The 21478-nt window shown below is 73.6% G+C and carries 17 protein-coding genes; 13 read left to right on the forward strand and 4 right to left on the reverse strand.

Annotated elements, in window-relative coordinates:
• Positions 1-78 precede the first annotated feature (78 nt).
• The 3 genes from ACIG47_RS18115 (at position 79) to ACIG47_RS18125 (ending at position 2453) form a co-directional block, all read left to right on the forward strand.
• Positions 79-546, forward strand: a complete 468-nt coding sequence (locus ACIG47_RS18115) for an SAV_6107 family HEPN domain-containing protein (RefSeq protein ID WP_397432412.1) — start codon at positions 79-81, stop codon at positions 544-546.
• 130 nt (positions 547-676) lie between these two features.
• Positions 677-1918: a DNA polymerase IV gene (gene dinB, locus ACIG47_RS18120; RefSeq protein WP_397412827.1), complete on the forward strand. Its 1242-nt coding sequence runs from the start codon at positions 677-679 to the stop codon at positions 1916-1918.
• Positions 1919-2024: 106 nt separating this feature from the next.
• Positions 2025-2453, forward strand: a complete 429-nt coding sequence (locus ACIG47_RS18125) for a DUF3040 domain-containing protein (protein WP_397412826.1) — start codon at positions 2025-2027, stop codon at positions 2451-2453.
• A gap of 215 nt (positions 2454-2668) precedes the next feature.
• Here ACIG47_RS18125 and ACIG47_RS18130 read toward each other — a convergent pair whose 3' ends face one another.
• The 3 genes from ACIG47_RS18130 to ACIG47_RS18140 are packed head-to-tail and all read right to left on the reverse strand — an operon-like array spanning position 2669 to position 7351.
• Positions 2669-4960 carry a transglutaminaseTgpA domain-containing protein gene (locus tag ACIG47_RS18130; protein WP_397432414.1) on the reverse strand — a complete coding sequence of 764 codons (2292 nt, stop codon included), beginning with the start codon at positions 4958-4960 and terminating at the stop codon, positions 2669-2671.
• A complete protein-coding gene (locus ACIG47_RS18135) occupies positions 4957-6282 on the reverse strand; it encodes a DUF58 domain-containing protein (RefSeq protein WP_397432415.1) in 1326 nt (441 codons plus the stop codon). The genes ACIG47_RS18130 and ACIG47_RS18135 overlap by 4 nt, the downstream gene beginning before the upstream one ends.
• A 19-nt stretch (positions 6283-6301) precedes the next feature.
• A complete protein-coding gene (locus tag ACIG47_RS18140) occupies positions 6302-7351 on the reverse strand; it encodes an AAA family ATPase (RefSeq protein WP_397412820.1) in 1050 nt (349 codons plus the stop codon).
• Between the two features lie 402 nt (positions 7352-7753).
• Here ACIG47_RS18140 and mraZ point away from each other — a divergent pair, with 402 nt between their 5' ends.
• The 4 genes from mraZ (at position 7754) to ACIG47_RS18160 (ending at position 12058) form a co-directional block, all read left to right on the forward strand.
• Positions 7754-8224, forward strand: coding sequence for a division/cell wall cluster transcriptional repressor MraZ (mraZ, locus tag ACIG47_RS18145; RefSeq protein ID WP_142033846.1), 471 nt, complete (start codon positions 7754-7756; stop codon positions 8222-8224).
• 200 nt (positions 8225-8424) lie between these two features.
• Positions 8425-9471: a 16S rRNA (cytosine(1402)-N(4))-methyltransferase RsmH gene (rsmH, locus tag ACIG47_RS18150; protein WP_397432416.1), complete on the forward strand. Its 1047-nt coding sequence runs from the start codon at positions 8425-8427 to the stop codon at positions 9469-9471.
• Positions 9468-9896, forward strand: coding sequence for a hypothetical protein (locus tag ACIG47_RS18155; protein WP_397432417.1), 429 nt, complete (start codon positions 9468-9470; stop codon positions 9894-9896). Before rsmH ends, ACIG47_RS18155 begins: the two co-directional genes overlap by 4 nt.
• Positions 9893-12058 (forward strand): penicillin-binding transpeptidase domain-containing protein, encoded by a 2166-nt coding sequence (locus ACIG47_RS18160; RefSeq protein ID WP_397432418.1) that lies wholly within the window; start codon positions 9893-9895, stop codon positions 12056-12058. Before ACIG47_RS18155 ends, ACIG47_RS18160 begins: the two co-directional genes overlap by 4 nt.
• Positions 12059-12106: 48 nt before the next feature.
• Here the strand turns inward: ACIG47_RS18160 and ACIG47_RS18165 are convergent, their stop codons facing one another.
• On the reverse strand, positions 12107-12766 hold the full coding sequence (locus tag ACIG47_RS18165; protein ID WP_397432419.1) for a TetR/AcrR family transcriptional regulator: 660 nt from the start codon (positions 12764-12766) through the stop codon (positions 12107-12109).
• A 90-nt stretch (positions 12767-12856) separates the two neighbouring features.
• Here ACIG47_RS18165 and ACIG47_RS18170 point away from each other — a divergent pair, with 90 nt between their 5' ends.
• From ACIG47_RS18170 to ACIG47_RS18195, 6 genes are read left to right on the forward strand one after another with little or no spacing between them, the layout of a single operon-like run.
• Complete coding sequence (locus ACIG47_RS18170; RefSeq protein WP_397432420.1) at positions 12857-15463, forward strand: beta-glucosidase; 2607 nt, start codon at positions 12857-12859, stop codon at positions 15461-15463.
• A 54-nt stretch (positions 15464-15517) separates the two neighbouring features.
• Entirely contained in the window at positions 15518-17203 is a 1686-nt protein-coding gene (locus ACIG47_RS18175) for an ABC transporter substrate-binding protein (RefSeq protein ID WP_397412810.1), read from the forward strand.
• Positions 17203-18318 (forward strand): ABC transporter ATP-binding protein, encoded by a 1116-nt coding sequence (locus ACIG47_RS18180; RefSeq protein ID WP_397432421.1) that lies wholly within the window; start codon positions 17203-17205, stop codon positions 18316-18318. The genes ACIG47_RS18175 and ACIG47_RS18180 overlap by 1 nt, the downstream gene beginning before the upstream one ends.
• A complete protein-coding gene (locus ACIG47_RS18185) occupies positions 18315-19298 on the forward strand; it encodes an ABC transporter permease (protein WP_397412806.1) in 984 nt (327 codons plus the stop codon). The genes ACIG47_RS18180 and ACIG47_RS18185 overlap by 4 nt, the downstream gene beginning before the upstream one ends.
• The gene (locus ACIG47_RS18190) at positions 19295-20212 is read left to right on the forward strand and encodes an ABC transporter permease (protein ID WP_397432423.1); all 918 of its coding nucleotides are present in this window, start codon (positions 19295-19297) and stop codon (positions 20210-20212) included. Before ACIG47_RS18185 ends, ACIG47_RS18190 begins: the two co-directional genes overlap by 4 nt.
• Complete coding sequence (locus tag ACIG47_RS18195; RefSeq protein ID WP_397432424.1) at positions 20209-21285, forward strand: ABC transporter ATP-binding protein; 1077 nt, start codon at positions 20209-20211, stop codon at positions 21283-21285. The genes ACIG47_RS18190 and ACIG47_RS18195 overlap by 4 nt, the downstream gene beginning before the upstream one ends.
• Positions 21286-21478 lie beyond the last annotated feature (193 nt).

Raw genomic sequence — 21478 nt, forward strand, 5'->3', positions numbered from 1 at the left:
GCGGGTCGCTTGACAGGATAGAACGTATGTTCGATAGTGTCGTTCAAGGGGTTCGATCGGAGGTTCGAGATGGGCACCATGCACTCTCAGGGCGCGCGCAACGTGGTCTCCGCGCGGATGCTCGAGCCGCGTGCGGTTCCGCCGGGGGTCAGCGCGCTGCTGCGCAAGGCGGACGCGGAGCTGGCCGAGGCCGCGCGCTCGACCGACCCGGGGGACCGGTTCGTGCACGCGCACCTCTCGGCGATCCGCTCGGCCGCCGCGGTGGTCGCGCTGCGTGGCCGCCCGTCGGCGCGTTCCGGCGCCCGCACGGTCTGGGACATGCTCGCGCACGCCGAGCCGGAGCTCGCGGCGTGGTCCGGGTACTTCGCGTCCGGGGCGCCCCTGCGCGCTGCGGTCGACGCCGGCCGGCCCGAACGGGTGGCGCCTGCGCGCGCCGACGAGCTGCTCGCGTGCGCAGAGGACTTCCGCGACGAGGTGGCGATGCTCGTGGACCCGGACGCGGGGTTCTCGACGCAGCGCCTGACCCTGGTGCCCGAGGCGTCGTGACGCGCGCCGCGTTCCGGCGCCGGGGCTGTCCCGTGCCGGGACGTGCGGCAGTGAGTACGTTCAGCAGTGGGTGCTCGGCAAGGGGTACCAGGAATCGAGCGCCGGATGACGGCAAGGACGGAGCACGTCGGTGAGCAAGGGGCCGCGGTCGGCGGCGGCGAGACGCGACTGGGGGTCGGACGAGTCCGGCTGTTCGGTGCTGCACCTGGACATGGATGCGTTCTTCGCGTCCTGCGAGCTGGCGCGGCGGCCCGAGCTGCGGGGCCTGCCGGTCATCGTCGGCGGGCAGGAGCGGGGCGTGGTCCTGGCCGCGACGTACGAGGCGCGGGCGTTCGGCGTGCGCTCCGCGATGCCGATGACCAGGGCGCGCCTGCTGTGCCCGCAGGCCACGATCGTGCAGCCCGACCACGCCCTGTACCGCGACGTGTCGAGGTCGGTCATGGGGATGCTCCAGGAGGTCACGCCCCTGGTCGAGCAGATCAGCGTGGACGAGGCCTTCCTGGATGTCAGCGGCGCCCGGCGGCGGCTGGGTGCGCCCACGGTGATCGGGGCCGAGCTGCGCCGCCGGATCCAGGCCGAGCACGGCGTCACGGCCTCGGTCGGCATCGCGCGGAACAAGTTCGTGGCGAAGCTGGCCTCGACGCACGCCAAGCCCGACGGTCTGATGCTCGTGCCCGCGGAGGCCACCGTCGACTTCCTGCACACGCTGCCGGTCGGTGCCCTGTGGGGCGTGGGGGAGAAGACGGAGAAGGCCCTGGCGGCCTGGGGCGTCACCACGGTGCGGGAGCTCGCGCACACCGACCTGCCGAGCCTGCAGGCCGCCGTGGGGCGGGTCAGCGGGGCGCACCTGTACGACCTCGCGTGGGGCCGGGACCCGCGTCCCGTGGTGCCCGAGCAGCGCGAGCACAGCATCGGCGCCGAGACGACGTTCGGCACGGACCAGGACGACGCCGCGGCGGTCAGCCGGCGCGTGCTGGAGCTGTCCGACAGGGTCGCGGCCCGGCTGCGCCACCAGGGCGTGCTGGCGCGCACGGTGTCGGTGAAGGTCCGGTCCAGCGACTTCGCGACGTTCAGCCGATCGCGAACGCTGGACGGTCCCACGGACGTCGCCCGGGAGATCTACCTCGTCGCGCGCGAGCTCGTCGCCGGGGTGGACCTGGGTGGGCTTCCGGTCCGGCTCGTGGGCGTCCGGGGCGAGAACTTGTTGCGGCGTGACGGTTCCGCGCGCCAGCCGACGCTGGAGGAAGCGGTCGATCCGCGCTCCGGAGCACAGCGTGACGCGGAGGTCGCGCTCGACGCGGTGCGGGAGAAGTTCGGGCGAACGGCGATTGACCTGGGTGTACATCACAAGAACAGCACGCATCGATACTGATCTGCCCCTATAGTCGCTGGTATGCCCGGGATGTCGACTACCAACGACGGCCGGGTCGTCCTATCCTGGAAGGGACACTGTTCCTTTGCGAGATCCGGGGGTCTCGATGCCTCTGTCCGAGTACGAGCAGCGGGTGCTGGAGCAGATGGAGCGTGCTCTGACGTCAGACGACCCGCGGCTGGCGAACACGCTCCAGTCCACGGGCCGCGGTAACGCGCTGCGTTATGTGCTGTCCGGGGCCGGCGTCGTCGTCGGCCTGCTCCTTCTGGTCGTCGGTGCGGCGACGTCGCGGACCTGGCTCGGGGCCATCGGCTTCGTGCTGATGTTCGCGGGTGTGGTCTTCGCGTTCCTCGGACCGCGCAAGAAGCCGCAGGAGGGCCCGGTCGGTGTCGTCGGCGAAGACGGCACGGTCCAGCCGCCACCGGGGAGGGCCGGTCGGCCCCGTAAGCGGCAGGGCGGGGGCGGGCGTTCCGGCGGCTTCCTCGCCCGTCTGGAGGAGCGCTGGGAGAACCGGCGCAACGAGGGCGGCCGCTAGGCGGCCGTCGCCGGCGGTCCCGTGGGACTGGCGGTACACGATCCGCGACGGTACGACCGGCGTCGTGGAGACACCACAGGAGCCGGGCCCCGAGGGGCCCGGCTCCTGTCTTGTGCCCGTGCTCCCGTCCTGGCGGTGCGCCTCCAGGGCGCCCCGGTCCAGGGGAGCCCCGGGGCCATGGGCGCCCCCCGGCCCGGAGACGCCCCCGAGGACCGTCAGCGGGCCGGCGTGAGCACGGCCGCCAGGGCCGCCGTGAGGGCCGTGGTCAGCTCCTCCAGCTCCGCCGCGGTCGGCGGGGTGGAGTGGCGGGCGTAGCGCTCCTGCTCGGCGGCGTCGGCCAGGGCGGTGAGCCGCTCGGTGACGTCGTCGGGCAGAGGGGTGCCCGTGCGCGCGCGCACCTCGTCCGCGATGGACGCCGGTGCCTGGCGCAGGGTGACGGACGGGCCGAGCCGTACGTCCTGCTCGGCGAGCAGGGCCAGGACGCGGGACCAGGCGAGCTCCGGGTCGAGCACCTCCGGCTCGGTGCGCCGGCGCAGCAGCAGCCACGCGGCGCCGCCGAGCACGCCGAGGGCGAGCACACCGGCCACCACCCAGGTCCAGCCGGGCAGCGTCCGGTCGGACACGGCGTCGCCCGTCGAGGTGCCGGCCGTGGCGGCGGGGTCCGACTCCTCGGGAGCCTGAGTCGGCTGCTGCGACGGCACCTCGGGGGCCCGGCTGGCCGACGGCGCGGTGCTGGGCAGGCTGCCGGCGTCCGGGTTCGCGTACGCGGGCAGCGGGCCGGTCTGCACCTGCGGCGTCGGCTCGAAGCGCACCCAGCCCACGGACGGGAAGTAGATCTCCGGCCAGGCGTGCGAGTCCTGGCCGGTCACCCGGTACCCGCCCTGGCCGTCGGGCCGCCCGGGCAGCCAGCCGACACCGATCCGCGCCGGGATGTCGAGCGTGCGCGCCATGATCATCATCGACAGGGCGTACTGCGTGCAGTAGCCCTCCTTGTCCTGCAGGAAGTCCCAAACGGTGTCGGACGATCCCCGGTAGTCGGCGTCCGGGTCGTAGACGAAGCCCGCCCCCGAGCGCAGGTGGTTCTGCAGTGCGACCACGGCGTCGAAGCGGGTGGGCGCGTCGCCGACGATCTGCTCCGCGTACCGGGCGATGTCCGCGCGGTGCTCGGTGTCCGGCACCTCCGTGTAGCCCGCGGAGCGCGGGTCCCCGGACGTCGGGACGGACCGCAGCAGGTCCGGGGTGAGCTGCCGGTCGACGATGTCGACGCGGTAGGCGGAGCCGGGCTGGGTGCCCTCGGAACCCCGCACCTCGTCGCGGATCGCGTCGTAGGCCCAGTCGCCGTCGGCGTCGACCGACCGGGGTTCGAGCGGCAGCGGCAGCTCGACGCCGGTGAGCTGCCCGATCTCGATGGCGATCCGACGGCTCTCACCGCTCGCACCCTCGCCGGGCGGGGCGAGCAGGGTCGACCGGTCGAACTCCGCCAGGCCGCCCGTCGGCGCGTTCCGGTGGGTCTGCACGCCGTCGAACGCCGTGAGCGTCATGACCCGCAGGGGGCCGACCGAGGTGTCCTCGGGCACCGTGTACCGCAGGACGGTGCTGTCGGAGCGTGCGCTCAGGGGCTGGCGCATGTCGAGCTCGGAGGACAGCTCGACCGTGTCGGACGGCGTGGAGATGAGCTGGCTCCAGGAGCCCGCCAGGGCGGGCAGGGAGGCCGTGCCCGTCGCGACGCCGAGCGACGCGGCGGCGACCGCCGCGGCGGTCGCCGCCGTGATCCACGACCGGAACCGCTGCGCGCGCCGCACGGCTGCCGAGTCGGAGCCGGCGTGCCGGCCCGGCGTGACGCCCGTCGGGTCGACCGTCAGGAGCAGGAGCATCGCGGTGACGCTGACCGCGAAGACGCCCCACGGCACCTCGCCGATGAGCGTGAGGGGCGGCGTCCACAGGAGCAGCAGCGGGATGCCGGCGAAGCCCGGCATCCGGGCACCGGCGAGCGAGTCGACCACGAGCAGCACCAGGAGCGTGCCGCCCACGGCGACCATGCTGATGGCCTCGTCCGGGCCGACCGGTGCGACCTGCGTGCTCATCGTCTCGGTGGCCTGACGGAACCGTTCGAGGACCCGGTCCAGGGCGTCCGGGCCCACGAACGGCTCGAACCGCTGGCCCGGCCCGCCGTAGCGGGCCAGGAGGAACCAGAAGGCGACGACGGCGCCCGCCGCCGTCGCGACGAACGAGGCGCTGCCCGACGCGCGGTCGGCGGCCCGGTCGGCGCTCGGCCCCTGGCCGGCGGCGCGGCGGACGGCCGCGCGGTCCACGGCGTTGCGGATCAGGAAGTACCGCACGAGGGCGCTGGTCGCCGACACGAGGACGACGCCGGTCGTGCCGACGGTGAGCCACGGCCCGGGGTCGATGACGAGGGTCAGCGCGTGCATGGACGCGATGACGGCGATCGCGACGAGCACCGTGGAGGCGACGGTACGGACCAGGGGTCCGCGGTGGGCCGGGATCACAGGGCACGCTCCGCGAGCAGGGCCCAGGCACGCTCCGGGTCGGTGCGGGACCGGGTGGTGCTGACGTGCCAGCCCGAGGTGCGCAGCTCGGCGGAGGTCTCGTCCAGCTCGTGCTGGAACCCCGCTCCCCGGGGCTCCACCAGGAGCGCCCAGCAGGTGCCCTCGGCGCCGAGGGCGGCGAGGCTGTGCCGGGCCTCGGGGTCGTGCGGGCCGAGCACCGCGATGACGATCTCCCCGGCGGTACGAGCCAGCCGGAGTGCCCGGGCGGTGGTGCCGGTCGCGTGGTGGCCCTCGGCACTGCCGCGGTGCCCGCGGATGTCGACGCAGGTGTCCAGCAGGGCCGCCCGGCTCGCCCGGGTGCTCGCGAACCGCGCGCTCTCCAGCGTCGGGGCCACGGACGTCGTGACCAGGCGGGTCGGGTGCCCGGCGTCGAGGAAGGACGTGGCGATCGAGGCCGCGAGCTCCACGGCCCACTCGCCGTCGTCGGTGGCGACGGCGCGGCGCGACCCGCCGGCCTCCTGCCAGTGGGGCAGCAGCGAACGGTCGAGCAGGACGGTGACCGGCCGCACGCCGGCGCTCTCGTCGGCCCGGACCATGAGCTGACCCCGCCGGGCGGCGCTCGCCCAGTGCACGCGGCGCGGGTCGTCGCCGGCGACGTACTCGCGCAGCACGGAGTCGTCCGTCGACTGCAGGCGCGCGCCCGTGGCCGAGTGGTCGACGTCGCCCACCGAGCGGGTGCGCACGGCCAGCTCGACGGTGCGCGGCCACACCGGGACGTGGGTGGCGCTGCCCAGGGGCTGGGTGGCGCGGACCAGTCCGAAGACGTCCGTGCGGGTGGTCAGGAGCGGGCCGAGCGACCAGCGTCCGCGCCGCGTCGGGGTGAGCGAGTAGTGCACCGAGATGCGGTCGGCCCGCGCCGAGACCCGGGCACGGATGCCCTGGTGCCCGGCGAGCTCGTGCGCCGCCTGCTCGGAGAGCCGCAGCCGGGACAGGCGCTCGTACGCGGCGCCGCTGGCCTGGTGGGCGGCGACCAGCAGGCTGACGTCCGCCGTCCGGTCCCGGACCACGGGGTTGGGGGTCACGACCCGGGTCACGCGCAGCGCGCCGCGCCCGGACTCCAGCCGCTGGGTACCGATGGCCACCCCGGCCACCCCGACGGCGAGCAGCGCCGCCGCCCCCAGCCCGACGAGGTCGGGCAGGGCGAGCACCAGCCCGAGGGGGACCAGGCCGGCGCCCAGGGCGGTGGCCCCGATGCCGCGGGGAGTCAGCCGGACCCGGCTGATCCGGACGAGCGTGTCGCGCCACGCCGTGCGAGAGGTCATGCGATCGCCGCCCGGCCGCTCAGAACTGACGCCGGTCGGCAGGCTCGAGGGCCGGGACCGGGGTGCGCTGCACGATCTCGTCCACGACGGACTCCGGCGTCACCCCGCCGAGCCGGGCCTCGGTGGTGAGGATGAGGCGGTGGGCCAGCACGGGGCGGGCGAGGCGCTGGACGTCGTCGGGCAGCACGTGGTCGCGGCCGGCCATCGCGGCGATCGCCTTCGCCGCCCGCAGGAGCTGGAGCGAGGCGCGCGGCGAGGCGCCCAGGCGCAGGCCCGGGTGCTCACGTGTCGCGCCGACCAGGCCCACCACGTAGCGCTTGACCGACGGCGACGCGTACAGGGACCGCACGAGCTGCGCGAAGCGCACCATCGACTGGCCGTCGGTGACGGCCTGGAGGTGCGCCAGCGGCGTGGTGGCCTCCTGGCGGTCGAGCATCAGGATCTCGGCAGCGGGGTCGGGGTAGCCGACGGTGATGCGGGCCATGAAGCGGTCGCGCTGCGCCTCGGGCAGGGGGTAGGTGCCCTCCATCTCGACCGGGTTCTGCGTGGCGACCACGAGGAACGGCCGGGGGAGCTGGTGGGTGGTGCCGTCGACGGTGGTCTGGCCCTCCTCCATGCACTCCAGCAGGGCCGACTGGGTCTTGGGCGAGGCGCGGTTGATCTCGTCGCCGATGACGATGTTGCTGAACACCGGGCCGGGCCGGAACTCGAACTCGTGGCTGCCGGTGCGGAAGATGTTGACGCCCGTGAGGTCGCTGGGGAGCAGGTCGGGCGTGAACTGGATGCGGCCCACGTGGCAGTCGATGCTGCGGGCGATCGCCTTGGCGAGCGTGGTCTTGCCGACGCCGGGGACGTCCTCGACGAGGAGGTGGCCCTCGGCCAGGAGGACGGCGAGCGTGATGTCGGCCAGCCCGGGCCGGCCCGTCACGACCGACTCGACGGCTCCGCGGACGCGGGCCATGGTTTCGACCAGCTCGTCCAGCGCGCCCGGTCCGGGCGCTGCCTGGGTGCCTGGCCCGCCGCCGAACTGTGGTTCCGCGAGGCCGGGCGTGGCGGGTTCCGTGTGCACAGGGAGAGACCTCCATCGGGCCGGGTAGTCAGGCCGTGTCTGGCGCGCGAGCGCGCTGTCTGGGGACGCGGGCGGCTGACGTTCGCCCGGCTGGTCCAGCGTAGTAGAGATGTAAAGCACTCTGTTGTCTGCGTCACGCGGTCTTCACAGTTCCTGGAACGGCTTTTGGCCCGGTGCCGCAGCGCCGCTGCCAGGGCCGGGGAGGCCCGGGGGAGTGCGGCTCCCGGCCGGGGGACTCCGACATTCCACGCCACGCCGGACATGAATTCCCTCCACTTGCTCTTTACCTCTTTGACCTGCGCATTGAGGGCTGGTGGGTAGTTCTCCCCACGGTTTTTCCGAGTGTGGTGGTGGAAAGTGGAGTAGCGTGGAGCATGCGGGAGCGAAAGGAGGTGCTGGCCCATGACTGCGATGGCCGAAGGTTTCGCGGGTCTGGGTCTGCTCCTCGGGACGTACACCCCGAAGCTGGACGAGAAGGGCCGACTGATCCTTCCCGCCAAGTTCCGGGGGCGTCTGTCCAGCGGTCTGGTCATGACCAAAGGGCAGGAGCGGTGCCTCTTTCTTCTCCCGATGGACGAGTTCCAGCAGATCTACACCCAGATCCGGCAGGCGCCGGTGACGAGCAAGGCTGCACGGGACTACACGCGAAACTTCCTGGCGGGAGCGAGCGACGAAGTACCGGACAAGCAGGGCCGGGTCTCCATCCCGACACACCTGCGCGAGTACGCCGGCCTGGACCGCGAGGTGGTCGTGATCGGGGTCGGCACCCGCGTGGAGGTGTGGGACGCGCAGGCCTGGGCCACCTACCAGGAGCAGACCGAACCCGACTACATCGACCAGGCCGAGGAGATCTTCCCCGGGCTGAGCTTCTAGACAGGCTTCCAGACAGGCGTGCAGGGCGAGGCGGACGGCCGTACGGCCAGGCCTCCTCCCGCAGGATCCGGCGCACTTCCCCGCCGCCGGAACCGTGCGGAGGGAGACCCGGCCGGACGGCCCGGCCGGACCCGGCGGCCGCAGGACAGGACGTACGGCAGGACACCACGCAGCAGGGCAGAGCAGGAGAGGAGGCACCGATGAACGCGACCGACGACCGTCCCGGACCCGTCGGCGGCGATGCCGCCGACCGTCACCTTCCGGTGCTGCTCCAGCGCTGCGTCGACCTGCTCGCCCCCGCGCTCACCGAGCCCGGCTCGGTCCTCGTGGACTGCACGCTCGGCATGGGCGGCCACACTGAGGCCGTGCTCGACCAGGTGCCGACCGCGCGCGTCATCGGCATCGACCGCGACCCGCAGGCCCTCGCGCTCGCGGGTGCCCGGCTGGCCCGGTTCGGCGACCGGTTCACGCCGGTGCACGCGGTGTACGACGAGATCACCGAGGTGGTCGACGAGCACGCCGGCGGCGCCGTCCAGGGCGTGCTCATGGACCTCGGGGTGTCCTCGTTGCAGCTCGACGAGACCGAACGCGGCTTCGCCTACGCCCAGGACGCCCCGCTCGACATGCGCATGGACCCCACCCGGGGCCTGACGGCGGCGGACGTGCTCAATACCTACGACGAGCGCGACCTGGCGCGGATCCTGCGCGAGTACGGCGAGGAGCGGTTCGCGGGCAAGATCGCCCGGGCCGTCGTCCGACGCCGGGCCGAGCGGGAGTGGGACCGCAGCGGCGAGCTCGTGGACCTGCTGCGGGCCACGATCCCGGCTGCGACCCGCAAGACCGGCGGTCACCCGGCCAAGCGCACCTTCCAGGCGCTGCGGATCGAGGTGAACGGCGAGCTCGAGGTGCTGGAACGCGCCGTGCCCGCCGCGATCGAGGCGCTCGCCGTGGACGGCCGGATCGTCGTCGAGTCGTACCAGTCGCTGGAGGACAGGATCGTCAAGCGCGCCATCGCGCGGGGCACCACGTCGTCCGCACCGTCAGGGCTGCCCGTCGAACCCGAGACGCACAAGCCCTATCTCGAGGCGCTCACCCGGGGCGCGGAGGAGGCCGACGCGCAGGAGCTGGAGCGCAACCCGCGCTCCGCGTCCGTGCGCCTGCGCGCCGCACGGCGCCTGCGCCCCACGCCCGAGCACCTGATGGACCGCACCACCCAGCACCACACCGCGAAGGAGGACCGCCGATGAGCGCCGTGAACGCTGCGACGGCCCGCGCCGCCCGTCCCGTCGAGCAGCCCCGCACCCGCCGGGCCCCGTTGACCGCGATCTCCGGGGGTGCCGCACAGCGCGGCCGCCGCCTGGACATCGTCCGGGCCCCGTTGCACGCCAAGAGCCGCGTGCCGTTCTTCGTGCTGTGCGCCACCCTGATGATCGTGTCGCTGGTGGCGGTGCTCGTGCTGAACACCACTCTCGCGCGGGGTTCGTACGAGATGGCGCAGCTCCAGAGCGACGTCGCGCAGACCGCCCAGGACGTGCAGGGCCTCCAGGAGGACCTGCGGGCCGCCGAGACCGGCCTGCCGGACAAGGCCCGCAGCCTGGGGATGGTCCCGGCCGAGAACCCCACCATGGTCAGTATCCGTACCGGCAAGGTGGTGAAGGGCGCGAACCAGTGACGCGGCCGACGTCGGACCCGGGCCGGCAGCGCACCCCGACGGGGCGCGCTGCCGGCTCCCGTTCCGCGCAGCCGCGTGCCGGGCAGCAGCGTGCGGGTCAGCCGCGGACCGCGCAGCCGCGCGGGCAGGGCGCGCCCCGCCAGGGCGCGGCGTCGCCGCGCAAGCCGGCCAAGAACCAGCCACGCACGACTCAGCAACGCAAGCCCGAGCCCCGCAAGCCCGAGCCCCGCAAGCCCGAGCCCCGCAAGGCCCAGCCCCGCAAGGCCCAGCCCCGTGCGACCAGCACACGGCTGGGCTTTCAGGCGCCCGGCGGCACCAGGCCGACCGCCAAGGCGACCACCAAGGCGCCCGCCACCCAGACCCGCCCCGCCCGCTCCCGGGTGGCCCGCCCGCTGCCGCCGAGCCCGGGGCGACCGGAGCTGCGGCAACGCTGGCTGGTGGGCATCGCCGCGGTGGTGGTGCTCGTGTTCCTGGTGCGGCTGGTCCACGTGCAGATCATCGAGGGGCCGAGCCTCGCGGCGGACGCCGAGCAGCGCCGGACGGCGACGGCCGTCACGCCTGCCCACCGTGGCGACATCACGGACGCGAACGGCGTCGTGCTCGCGACGTCGGTGGACCGGTACACGGTGATCGGCGACCCCAAGGCGATCAAGGACTTCCGCGGTTCCGGCCGCCCGACCGTGGACGGCAAGGAGGTGGAGGACGGCGCCCTGGGCATCGCCCAGCTCCTGGCGCCGATCCTCGACGTGCCCAAGAACGAGCTCGCGGCCCGGCTGGTGGGCGAGTCCCGGTACGAGGTGCTGGCCAAGAACGTGGTGCCCGAGGTGCAGCGCGCGATCGCCGACCTGGGGATCCGGGCCTACGTGCGGACCGACCTGACCTCCCGGCGCACCTACCCGTCGGGCACGGTGGCGGGGTCGCTCGTGGGTTTCGTGAACGACGAGCAGGTCGGTCAGGGCGGTATCGAGGCGGCGTACGACGACCTCCTGGCCGGCACCGCCGGATCGGACACGTACGAGCGCAGCCTCGACGGCCTGCGCATCCCGACGGCGGGCCAGGAGTCGGTCCCGGCGGTGCCGGGCGACGACGTCCAGCTCTCCCTGGTGCACGACATCCAGTGGAAGGCGCAGGACGCCGTCGACGAGGCGCAGCGCGCCACGGGCGCGGAGTACGGCATCGCGATCGTGCAGGACGTGCGCACGGGCGAGCTCGTCGCGCTCGCCGACTCGGGCTCCGTGAACCCGAACGACCGCTCGACGGCCGCGGTCGCCCAGGGCTCGCGCGCCGTGAAGGACGTCTTCGACCCGGGCTCCACCGGCAAGGTGATCACCATGGCGGCGGCGCTGGAGGCGGGCCACTGGACGCCCGACAGCCAGTTCGTGGTGCCGTACAGCTTCACGACGCCGAACGGCCAGACCTTCCACGACTCGCACCAGCACCCCACGCAGCGGCTCACGCTCACGGGCGTGCTGGCGCAGTCGTCGAACACCGGCACCGTGCAGGTCGGTGAGAAGATCCCGCTGCAGGAGCGGCAGGACTACCTGGAGAAGTTCGGCTTCGGGCAGCCGACCGGCCTGGGCCTGCCGGGCGAGTCGGTGGGCCTCATGCCGCCCGACGACGTCGCGGACTGGGACGGCCGCACCCAGTACACCGTGCTGTTCGGCCAGGGCCTGTCCGTGAACGCGATGCAGGCCACCAGCGTGTTCTCGACGGTGGCCAACGGCGGCGTGCGGATGACGCCGACGCTCTTCGAGGGGTCGACCAGCCCCGACGGCACCACGACGCCGGCCGAGCGCGCGCCGGGGGAGCGGGTGATCTCCGAGGAGACCGCCGACACGCTCCTGCAGATGATGGAGACCGTCACGGAGGAGGGCGGTACGGGCGTGAACGCGGCCGTGCCGGGGTACCGCGTCGCGGGCAAGACGGGTACGGCCCAGATGCCCGCGGGGAACGGCTGGACCTACATGGCCTCGTTCATCGGCGTGGCCCCGGCCGACGACCCGCGGTACACGGTCGCCGTGTTCCTCAAGAGCCCGCACAGCTCGATCTTCGGCGGTGACGTCGCGGCCCCGGTGTTCAGCGACATCATGGGGTTCACGCTGCAGAAGATGGACGTGCCGCCGAGCACCACGCAGGGCAAGCGGCTCAAGACCGAGTGGTGACGACCGGGCGGTGACGGCTGAGTGGTGACGACCGGGCGGTGACGCGGGTCAGGCGCCCGTGATCCGCACGGGGCCGCCCAGCGTGGCCGTCAGGATCGACTCGATGGCGAAGCCGGTGGCGGACGCGAGGTCCACGGCCTCCGGGTCGAGCAGCCACTGGAGCTGAAGGCCGTCCATGACGGCGATCACCGCGGCGGCGGCGCGCTCGGGCTCGCCCTCGGGCAGGGTCACGGAGCGCTCCTCCGCCACGGCGCGGACGGCCTGCGCGATCTCGCCGCGCAGCACCGTGAACCGCTCCGCGACCCAGGTGGAGGCGGGGTGCCCGTCGGTCACCGACTCCCCGGTGAGCACCGCGTACGCCTGCACGATGCCGCGCCGGTCGGCGTTCAGGCGCGCGGTGGTCACCAGGTGCCGGAACAGGTCCATGCCGCCGGGGATGTGCTTGCCCTCCAGGTGCTGCACGTCCACGCGGTCGCGGTACTCCAGCACTGCCCACAGCAGCTTGTCCTTGCTGCCGAAGTGGTGCAGCACGCCGGCGTGGGTGATCCCGACCTGGGCGGCGACGTCGCCGAGGGAGCCCTGGTGATAGCCCTTCGAGCCGAACACCCGCGTGGCCGCGGCGAGGATCTCCTCGCGGCGGTGGGCCCGGTTCGGTCGCTTGCCCTGTGCCGCAGCCTGCCCGGCAGCCTGCTCCGTCGCGTCTGACATGCCCTCACGATACGGGGTGAACGGGCTTACTAACCAGTAAGTAAGTGTGATTGAATGCGGGCAGCCGTCCACCGCCGAACGGAGTCGCACGTGTCATCGCAGGCTGCAACCGCGCAAGCCGTCGCCCCCGAGCCCGAGCTGCTCGACCTCCTCCAGGAGCTGTCCGCCGAGGAGAAGGTGTCGCTCGTCGTGGGCGCGTCCATGTGGGCGACGACGGCGGTGCCCCGCCTCGGGCTCGAGCCCGTGGTGATGTCCGACGGCCCCGTGGGCGTGCGCGGACCGGACGGCGGCACCTCGGCGATGTTTCCCGCGCCGTCGGCGCTCGCGGCCACGTGGGACCTCGGCCTGGCCGCGCGGGCGGGGGCGCTGTTCGCCGCCGAGGCGCGCCGGCACGGCGTCGACGTCGTGCTCGCCCCGCAGGTCAACCTGCAGCGCACCCCCGTGGGCGGCCGGCACTTCGAGTGCTACTCCGAGGACCCGCACCTGACGGCCGAGATCGCGGTGGCCCTCGTCGGTGCCGCGCAGGCGCACGGCGTCGGCATGTGCGTCAAGCACTACGTGGCCAACGACTCGGAGACCGAGCGCACCCGCTACCTCGCGCGCCTCGACGAGCGGACCCTCCGCGAGGTCTACCTGGCACCGTTCGAGCGGCTCGTGCGGGACGTCAACCCGTGGTCGGTGATGGGCGCCTACAACGGCGCCGACACGCAGGGCGTCGCGGCGCCGCTCCTGGAGCACCGCCCGCTCGTGGTCGACCTCCTCAAGGAGGAGTGGGGCTACGACGGCCTGTTCGTCAGCGACTGGGTGGCCACGCAGTCCGTGGCGCCCGCGGTGCGCGGCGGCCTGGACCTGCAGATGCCCGGGCCCGACGGCGCCTGGGGCGACGGCCTGCTGGACGCCGTCCGCTCCGGCGAGGTGGCCGAGTCCGAGCTCGACGACAAGGTGCTGCGCCTGCTGCGCCTGGCCCGGCGCACGGGGCGGCTCACGCTCCCCGACCCGGGGGCCACGCCGCACGCGACCATCGCGGCCGCCGTCGCCCAGGGGGCGGGCCTCGCCGCGCAGGGTCCGGGGCCCGGTGCACCGGAGGGTGCGCCCGCGGCGTCGGCGGTGCTGCTGCGCGAGCTCGCGGCCCGCTCCGTGGTGATGCTCAAGGACGACGCCGGCCTGGTGCCGCTGGTGCAGGACGCGGCCCGGCCGCTGCGCGTCGCGCTGCTGGGCCCCGCGGCCGTCGAGCCGTTCTTCCAGGGCGGCGGCTCCTCGTTCGTGCGCCCCGACCGGCTCACCTACCCCGCCGACGAGCTGCGCGCCGCGCTGCCGCCCGGCTCGCAGGTGACGCTGCTGGCCGGCGCGCGTGCCCTGCGCAACCCGCCGGAGCTCGACATCGACCGCTGCACGGACCCGGTCACCGGCGAACCCGGCCTGCGCGTGACGCTCCTGGCCGCCGACGGCAGCGTCCTGACGGAGCACACCACCACGACGTGGACCGGCTGGCTCCAGGACGTGCGGCCCGACGCCGACGCCGTCCGCCTGCGCGCCACCGTGCGGCTCGACGAGCCCGGCGGGCACGAGCTCGGCGTGGGCACCGTCGGCATCCACCGGGTGCTGGTGGACGGGGCCGAGGTCGCGGCCGGCGCCACCCGGGTGGACGAGGACGTCGTGCTCTCCTCCGGGCACAACCACCCGATCGCGGCGCTCGCGCCGGTGAGCGGCGCCGCCGACCTCGACGCGACCCTCCAGGTGGTGCACGCCGTGGGCTACGGGCACTTCGTCCGCGCCGCGCTGGTGCACCGGCTGCCCGGCCCCTCGGCCGAGGACGACCTCGCCGCCGCCGTCGAGGCCGCTGCGGCGGCCGACGTTGCCGTCGTGCTGGTCGGTACCACCGCCGAGGTCGAGTCCGAGGGCTACGACCGGCCCGACCTGGACCTGCCGGGGAACCAGGACGAGCTCGTGCGTCGCGTGGCGGCCGTCAACCCGCGCACCGTCGTGGTGGTCAACGCGGGCGCGCCCGTGCTGCTCCCGTGGCTGGCCGACGTGCCCACCGTGCTGTGGGGCTGGCTCCCGGGCCAGGAGGCCGGCACCGCGCTCGCCGACGTCCTGACCGGCCTCACCGAGCCGTCCGGCCGCCTGCCGTGGACGCTGCCCGCCCGCCACGAGGACGTCCCCGTGCCGCACGCCCGGCCCGTGGCCGGCGTCGTCGAGTACGCCGAGGGCACCGACGTGGGCTACCGGGCCTGGGAGCGCCGGCTGGACGCCGGGCCGGACGCCCCCGCCCCGGCCGCGCCCTTCGGGCACGGCCTCGGCTGGACCACCTGGGAGTACGAGGACGCCGTGCTCGCCCGGGGCGAGGCCCACGACGCCCCCGCGACCCTCACCGTCTACGCGACGGTCCGGAACACGGGCCGGCGCGCGGGCCGCGAGGTGGTCCAGGTGTACGTCGAGGCGCCCGACGGCGGTCCCCGCCGCCCCGTGCGCTGGCTCGGCGGCTTCGCGGTCGCCGACGTCCCGGCCATGAGCAGCGTCACCGTGCCCGTCCCGGTCTCGCCCCGCGCGCTGCAGGTGTGGGACCCGCAGGCCCGGGGCTGGACCACGCCGCCGGGCACCTACCGGCTGCGCACCGGCAGGTCCGTGGCCGACCTGCGCCTGACCAACGACCTGACCGTCCGGCCCGGGGACGCCCCCGGAACCGGAGCCCAGTAACGACAACCACCCATCCGTCCCGCGCACTGCGGGAGGAGTGCAAGGAGGCACACCGTGAGTTTTCGCGTGAGGAATCGCAGGCCCGTCGCAGCGGCGGCAGCCGCGGCGGCCATCGCGCTGCTGGTCACCGCCTGCGGCGGCGGTGGCGGCGGCGGTACCACCACCGCGGGCGGCGGGGGACAGACCCTGACCGTCGGCATGCCGAACGGCGTCCAGACCGAGAACCACAGCCCGTTCGCCACCGGCTCGTCGGCGCTCTCGCTCGGCTACGCGTTCACGATCTACGAGCCGCTGATGATGCGTAACCAGGCCCGCCCCTCCGAGGAGCCGGAGCCCTGGCTCGCGCAGAGCGTGGAGTGGAACGAGGACTTCACGCAGGCCGTCATCACGCCCCGCGAGGGCGTCACCTGGTCGGACGGCGAGGAGTTCACCGCCGAGGACGTCGCGTTCTCCATCCAGCTGCGCAAGGACTTCGAGGCGCTCAATGCCGCGGCCCTGCCCTACGACACGATCGAGACCGACGGCAGCACCGTCACCGTCACGTTCACCGCCGGGCAGTTCGTCAACCAGTCCAAGCTGTACGACCTCGTGATGGTGCCCGAGCACATCTGGGCCGACGTCGAGGACCCGACCACCGACACCAACCTTGACCCGGTGGGCACCGGCCCGTACACGCTGGAGTCCTGGACGCCGCAGGCCGCCACCGTCGTGGCCCGCGACGACTACTGGGGCGGCGAGCCGGCCGTCCCCGAGATCCGGTACTCGTCGTACAACGACAACAACGCCCTGACCACCGCCCTGACCACCGGTGAGGCGCAGTGGGGCTGGACGTTCATCGCCGACTTCGAGAACGTCTACATCGCCCAGGACCCGGAGCACTACCACCAGTACGCCGCCGGTGGCCTCGGCATCGACGTGCTCTACCTGAACAACGAGACCAAGCCGTTCGACGACAAGGCGTTCCGGCAGGCCCTCAACATGGTCATCGACCGCCAGGAGCTCGTCGACGTCGCCACCTCGGGCGTCAATCCCGCCCTGACCAGCGTCACCGGCCTGCCGCTGCCCGCCGGCGAGGAGTTCCTCTCCGACGAGTACGCCGGCCAGGAGTACGCCGTCGATGTCGAGGGCGCCCGCGCCCTCCTGGAGGACGCCGGCTACACCTGGGAGGGCGAGCAGCTCGTGGACCCCGACGGCGAGGACGTCACCTTCGAGCTCGTCAACCCGGCCGGCTGGAACGACTACCTGACCGCGCTGGACCTCATCAAGAACTCGGCGGCCGAGCTCGGTGCCACCGCCACCGTCAACCCCGTCAACCAGGACGGCTGGTTCGCCGACGTCATCCCCGGCGGCGACTTCCAGGCCACCCTGCACTGGACCGACGGCGGCGCCACCCCCTGGGACATGTACTCCGACATCATGGACGGCGCCCACTACGAGAAGCTCGGCGACCCGGCCACCTGGAACTTCGGCCGCTTCCAGAACGACGAGGCCACCGAGGCGCTCGCGGCCTACGCCGCGGCCCCCGACGACGCCACGCGCGCCGAGGCACTCGCCACCATCCAGAAGGTGTTCGTCGAGGAGGTGCCGGGCATCGCGATCTGGACCCGCCCGGCCACCGCGCAGTACTCGACGCAGAACTACGTGGGCTGGCCCTCCGAGGAGGACCCCTACAACCAGCCCCAGCCCACGGGGGTGCAGGCCGCCCAGATCCTGATGAACCTCGAGCCTGCGGACGGCTGATGAGCGAGAGCACACCGGTGCTGGCCGCGCACGGCCTCACCAAGCACTTCCGAGCGGGGCAATTCCGGGCGGGCGGACGTCGCGTCAGCGGCCGTTCGCCCGCCCGGGCGATCCACGCCGTGGACGGCGTGGACCTCGAGCTCCACCGCGGCCAGGTCCTGGCCGTGGTGGGCGAGTCGGGGTCCGGCAAGTCCACGGTCGCCCGCCTCCTGGCCGGGCTGATCCCCATCACCGCCGGTCGCGTGCTGCTGGAGGGCACCGACGTCCGGCTGCGGGGGCGGCGGGCCTTTCGCGCGTACGTGCGACGCGTGCAGATGATCTTCCAGGACCCGTTCGCCTCCCTGAACCCGGTGCACCCCGTGCGCTACACGCTCACCCGCGCGCTGCGGCTGCACCGCAGCCAGTCCACGGGCGGGCGCCTCCGGGGCGCCGAGCTGGAGACGGCCCTGACCGAGCTGCTGGAGCGCGTGCACCTCACGCCCGCGGCGCGGTACGTCGACAAGTTCCCGCACGAGCTGTCCGGCGGGCAGCGGCAGCGCATCGCCATCGCGCGGGCGCTGGCCGCGGAGCCCGAGGTGCTGCTCGCCGACGAGCCCGTCTCGATGCTGGACGTCTCCATCCGGCTCGGCATCCTCAACCTGCTGGCCGACCTGCGCGACCGGCTCGGCATCGCCGTCCTGTACATCACGCACGACATCGCCTCGGCGCGCTACTTCGCCGACCGCACCACCGTGCTGTACGCGGGGCAGGTCATGGAGACCGGCGACAGCGAGTCGGTCACCCAGGAGCCGCTGCACCCCTACACGCGGCTCCTCATCGCCTCGGCGCCCGACCCCGACGACCTCGCCGGGACCGGCGCCGCCGCCGTGCGCGAGCAGGGCACCGGCGGCGAGCCGCCGAGCCTCGTGGACCCGCCGCCCGGCTGCCGGTTCGCTCCGCGCTGCCCGTACGCGACCGACCTGTGCCGCACCGAGACACCCGAGCTGATCGAGGTCGCCCCCGGGCGGTCCGCCGCGTGCTGGGGGTACTCCGAGCGGGCGGGACGGCCCGACGTCGGGTCCGCCGTCGGCCACGCTGCCGGCAACCTGACCGGGGACGGGGAGGCGGCCGCATGAGGTTCCTGCTGCGCCGCGTCGCCTTCTACGCGCTGACCGCGTGGGCCGCGATCACCATCAACTTCTTCATCCCGCGCATGCTGCCGGGTGACCCCGTCACGGCCCTGCTGGGCCGCATGCAGGGCCGGATCGACAGCAACGCCGAGCACTCGCTCCGGGTCCTGTTCGGGCTCGACCAGGACACCAGCCTGTGGCAGCAGTACGTCGACTACTGGGGCCTGCTGCTGCGCGGCGACCTGGGCCTGTCCTTCACGCACTTCCCGACCCCGGTGTCCGAGATCGTGAACCAGTCGCTGCCGTGGACCGTGGGTCTGGTCGGGGTCGCCACGATCATCGCGTTCGTCATCGGCTCGCTCATCGGCACGTTCCTCGGCTGGCGCCGCGGCACCTGGGCCGACGGGCTGCTGCCCGTGGCGACGTTCTTCCAGGCCGTGCCGTACTTCTGGCTGGGCCTGATCACGATCGCGGTGCTGTCGGTCAACCTGGGCTGGTTCCCGTCCAGCGGCAGCTACGACCGCGGGCTGGTGCCCGCGTTCACCGGCGAGTTCATCGGCTCGGTCGTCTACTACGGGTTCCTGCCCGCGTTGACCGTCGTGCTCTCCTCCGTGGCGGGCTGGGTGCTCGGCATGCGCAACATGATGGTGACCGTCTCGTCGGAGGACTACGTCACCGTCGCGCACGCCAAGGGCCTGGCCGAGCGGCAGGTCATGCTCGGCTACGCCGCCCGCAACGCGGTGCTGCCGCAGGTCTCCAGCTTCGCGCTGTCCCTCGGCTTCGTCGTGGGCGGCACGCTCATCATGGAGATGGTCTTCTCCTACCAGGGCATCGGCTACACGCTCTACCAGGCTGTCTCCACCCACGACTACCCGCTGATGCAGGGCTGCTTCCTGGTCATCACCCTGTCCGTCCTCGTGGCGAACATGGTGGCCGACCTCGCCTACACCCTGCTCGACCCCCGCACCCGGACGGAGGACCGATGAGGAACCAGCTGCTGTTCCTGCGCAACGGCAAGGTCGTCACCGGCCTGGCCATCCTCGGGTTCTTCACGCTGCTGGCCCTGCTGGGCCCGTGGATCAGCCCGTACGACCCCAACCAGGTCAGCGACGCGCTGCTCAGCCCGCCCTCGGGCGCGCACTGGCTCGGCACCGACCACACGGGGCGCGACATCCTGTCCCAGATCATCGTCGGCGCCCGCGGGGTGCTCGTCGTCGGCCTGGTCGCCGGGGTGAGCGCCACCGTCGTGGGCGTGCTCGTGGGCGTGACCGCCGGGTTCGTCGGCGGGGTGGGCGACGAGTCGCTGTCCGCGCTGTCGAACATGTTCCTGGTCATCCCGCAGCTGCCGCTGATCATCCTGATCGCCGCGCAGCTCCCGTCCGCGGGCGGGCTCACCGTCGCGCTGGTCATCGGGGCGACCGGCTGGGCGTGGGGCGCCCGGGTCATGCGCGCCCAGACGCTGTCCCTGCGCAAGCGGGACTTCGTCGAGGCGGCCCGGGCCAACGGGGAGCGCACCTGGCGCCTCGTCCTGGCCGAGGTGCTGCCCAACCTGACCGCCGTGATCGCCTCCGGGTTCGTGGGCACCGTGACGTTCGCGGTGCTGTCCCAGGTCACCCTGTCGTTCATCGGCATCACGCCGGTGAGCGAGTGGAACTGGGGCACCATCCTGTTCTGGGCGCAGAACAACCTGGCGCTGCAGCGCGGCGCCTGGTGGTGGTTCGTGCCGGCCGGGGCGTGCATCGCGCTGCTCGGCATGGCGCTGACCCTGGTCAACTTCGGTATCGACGAGATCGTCAACCCCCGCCTGCGGTCCACCGGCCTGCACGCGCGCTCGCTGCGCCGCCGGGGCATCCGGCCGCGCGTGGGGTTCACCCCGGTGGTGCGGGAGGCACGGACATGAGCACCCAGACAGGTACGACGCCGGCGGCCGCCGCGCCCGTGGCGCCGTCCGAGCCGGTCCTGGAGGTCCGCGACCTCAGCGTCGACTACGGGTTCGGCGGCGACCCCACCCACGTGCTGCGCGAGGTCTCCCTCACGCTGCACCGCGGCGAGGTGCTGGGCCTGGCGGGCGAGTCGGGCTGCGGCAAGTCGACCCTCGCGTACGCGGCCACGCGGCTGCTGCCGCCACCCGGCCTCATCACGGGTGGCGAGGTGTGGCTCACGAACCGCGACGGCGAGCGCGCGGACCTGCTGGCCCTGTCCGACGCCGAGCTGCGCGCCGCCCGCTGGCGCGACATCGCCATCGTGTTCCAGGGCGCCATGAGCTCGCTGAACCCGGTGTTCCGCATCGAGAAGCAGATCGTCGACGGCATCCTCGCGCACCGGCCCCGGCTGCGGCGCGAGGAGGCCCGGGAGCGGGCCGCGGAGCTGCTGCGCCTGGTCGGCATCTCCGTCGACCGGCTGCGGGCCTACCCGCACCAGCTCTCCGGCGGCATGCGGCAGCGCGTCATGATCGCCATGGCGCTCGCCCTGGAACCCCAGGTGCTGATCATGGACGAGCCCACCACGGCCCTCGACGTGGTCATGCAGCGCCAGATCCTGGAACAGGTGATGGAGCTGCGCGAGCGGCTCGGCTTCTCCGTGGTGCTCATCACGCACGACGTCTCCCTGCTCGTGGAGGTCGCCGACCGGATCGCCGTCATGTACGCGGGCGAGATCGTGGAGACCGCGGCCGCGCGGGACGTGTACACCCGCCCGCGGCACCCGTACTCGGCGGGTCTGCTGGGCTCGTTCCCGCCCCTGCACGGGCCGCGGCGCGAGCTGACCGGCATCCCGGGCGCCCCGCCGGACCTGTCGCGGCGCGAGCCCGGCTGCCCGTTCGCCCCGCGCTGCCCGCACGCCATGGACGTGTGCCGCACCGAGCTGCCCGTGCTGGGCCGCACGGCACAGGGCGAGGACGGCCGTCTGGTGGCCTGCCACCTGCACGCGTCCGCGCAGGAGGGCACGGTCCTGCCGCCGCTGCTGGCGCGGTGACCTCCGTCTCGCCGTGAGACCGGGACGGGTCCGCGCGCGGGTAGGCCGCGGGGAAAGCGCTGGTGCCGAGAGCGTGTTGCTGTGCGTCGACAACGTCTACGCGCAGCAACACCTCTGCGCGGGAGACCTTCGCCCGGCCACCGCCCCGCTCCGCACGGCCCACGTGACCCGGACCATCACACAACCACCACCC

Origin of the sequence: Promicromonospora sp. NPDC052451, assembly GCF_044547525.1 — a bacterium.
Lineage (GTDB): Bacteria > Actinomycetota > Actinomycetes > Actinomycetales > Cellulomonadaceae > Promicromonospora.

Excerpts from the sequence above, each read along its gene's own strand:
- ACIG47_RS18190 (WP_397432423.1), top strand. The coding sequence starts at position 19,295 with ATGAGGAACCAGCTGCTGTTCCTGCGCAACGGCAAGGTCGTCACCGGC.
- ACIG47_RS18180 (WP_397432421.1), top strand. The coding sequence starts at position 17,203 with ATGAGCGAGAGCACACCGGTGCTGGCCGCGCACGGCCTCACCAAGCAC.
- ACIG47_RS18165 (WP_397432419.1), bottom strand. The coding sequence starts at position 12,766 with ATGTCAGACGCGACGGAGCAGGCTGCCGGGCAGGCTGCGGCACAGGGC.
- ACIG47_RS18155 (WP_397432417.1), top strand. The coding sequence starts at position 9,468 with ATGAGCGCCGTGAACGCTGCGACGGCCCGCGCCGCCCGTCCCGTCGAG.
- mraZ (WP_142033846.1), top strand. The coding sequence starts at position 7,754 with ATGACTGCGATGGCCGAAGGTTTCGCGGGTCTGGGTCTGCTCCTCGGG.
- ACIG47_RS18115 (WP_397432412.1), top strand. The coding sequence starts at position 79 with ATGCACTCTCAGGGCGCGCGCAACGTGGTCTCCGCGCGGATGCTCGAG.
- ACIG47_RS18135 (WP_397432415.1), bottom strand. The coding sequence starts at position 6,282 with ATGACCTCTCGCACGGCGTGGCGCGACACGCTCGTCCGGATCAGCCGG.
- rsmH (WP_397432416.1), top strand. The coding sequence starts at position 8,425 with ATGAACGCGACCGACGACCGTCCCGGACCCGTCGGCGGCGATGCCGCC.
- ACIG47_RS18195 (WP_397432424.1), top strand. The coding sequence starts at position 20,209 with ATGAGCACCCAGACAGGTACGACGCCGGCGGCCGCCGCGCCCGTGGCG.
- ACIG47_RS18125 (WP_397412826.1), top strand. The coding sequence starts at position 2,025 with ATGCCTCTGTCCGAGTACGAGCAGCGGGTGCTGGAGCAGATGGAGCGT.
- ACIG47_RS18185 (WP_397412806.1), top strand. The coding sequence starts at position 18,315 with ATGAGGTTCCTGCTGCGCCGCGTCGCCTTCTACGCGCTGACCGCGTGG.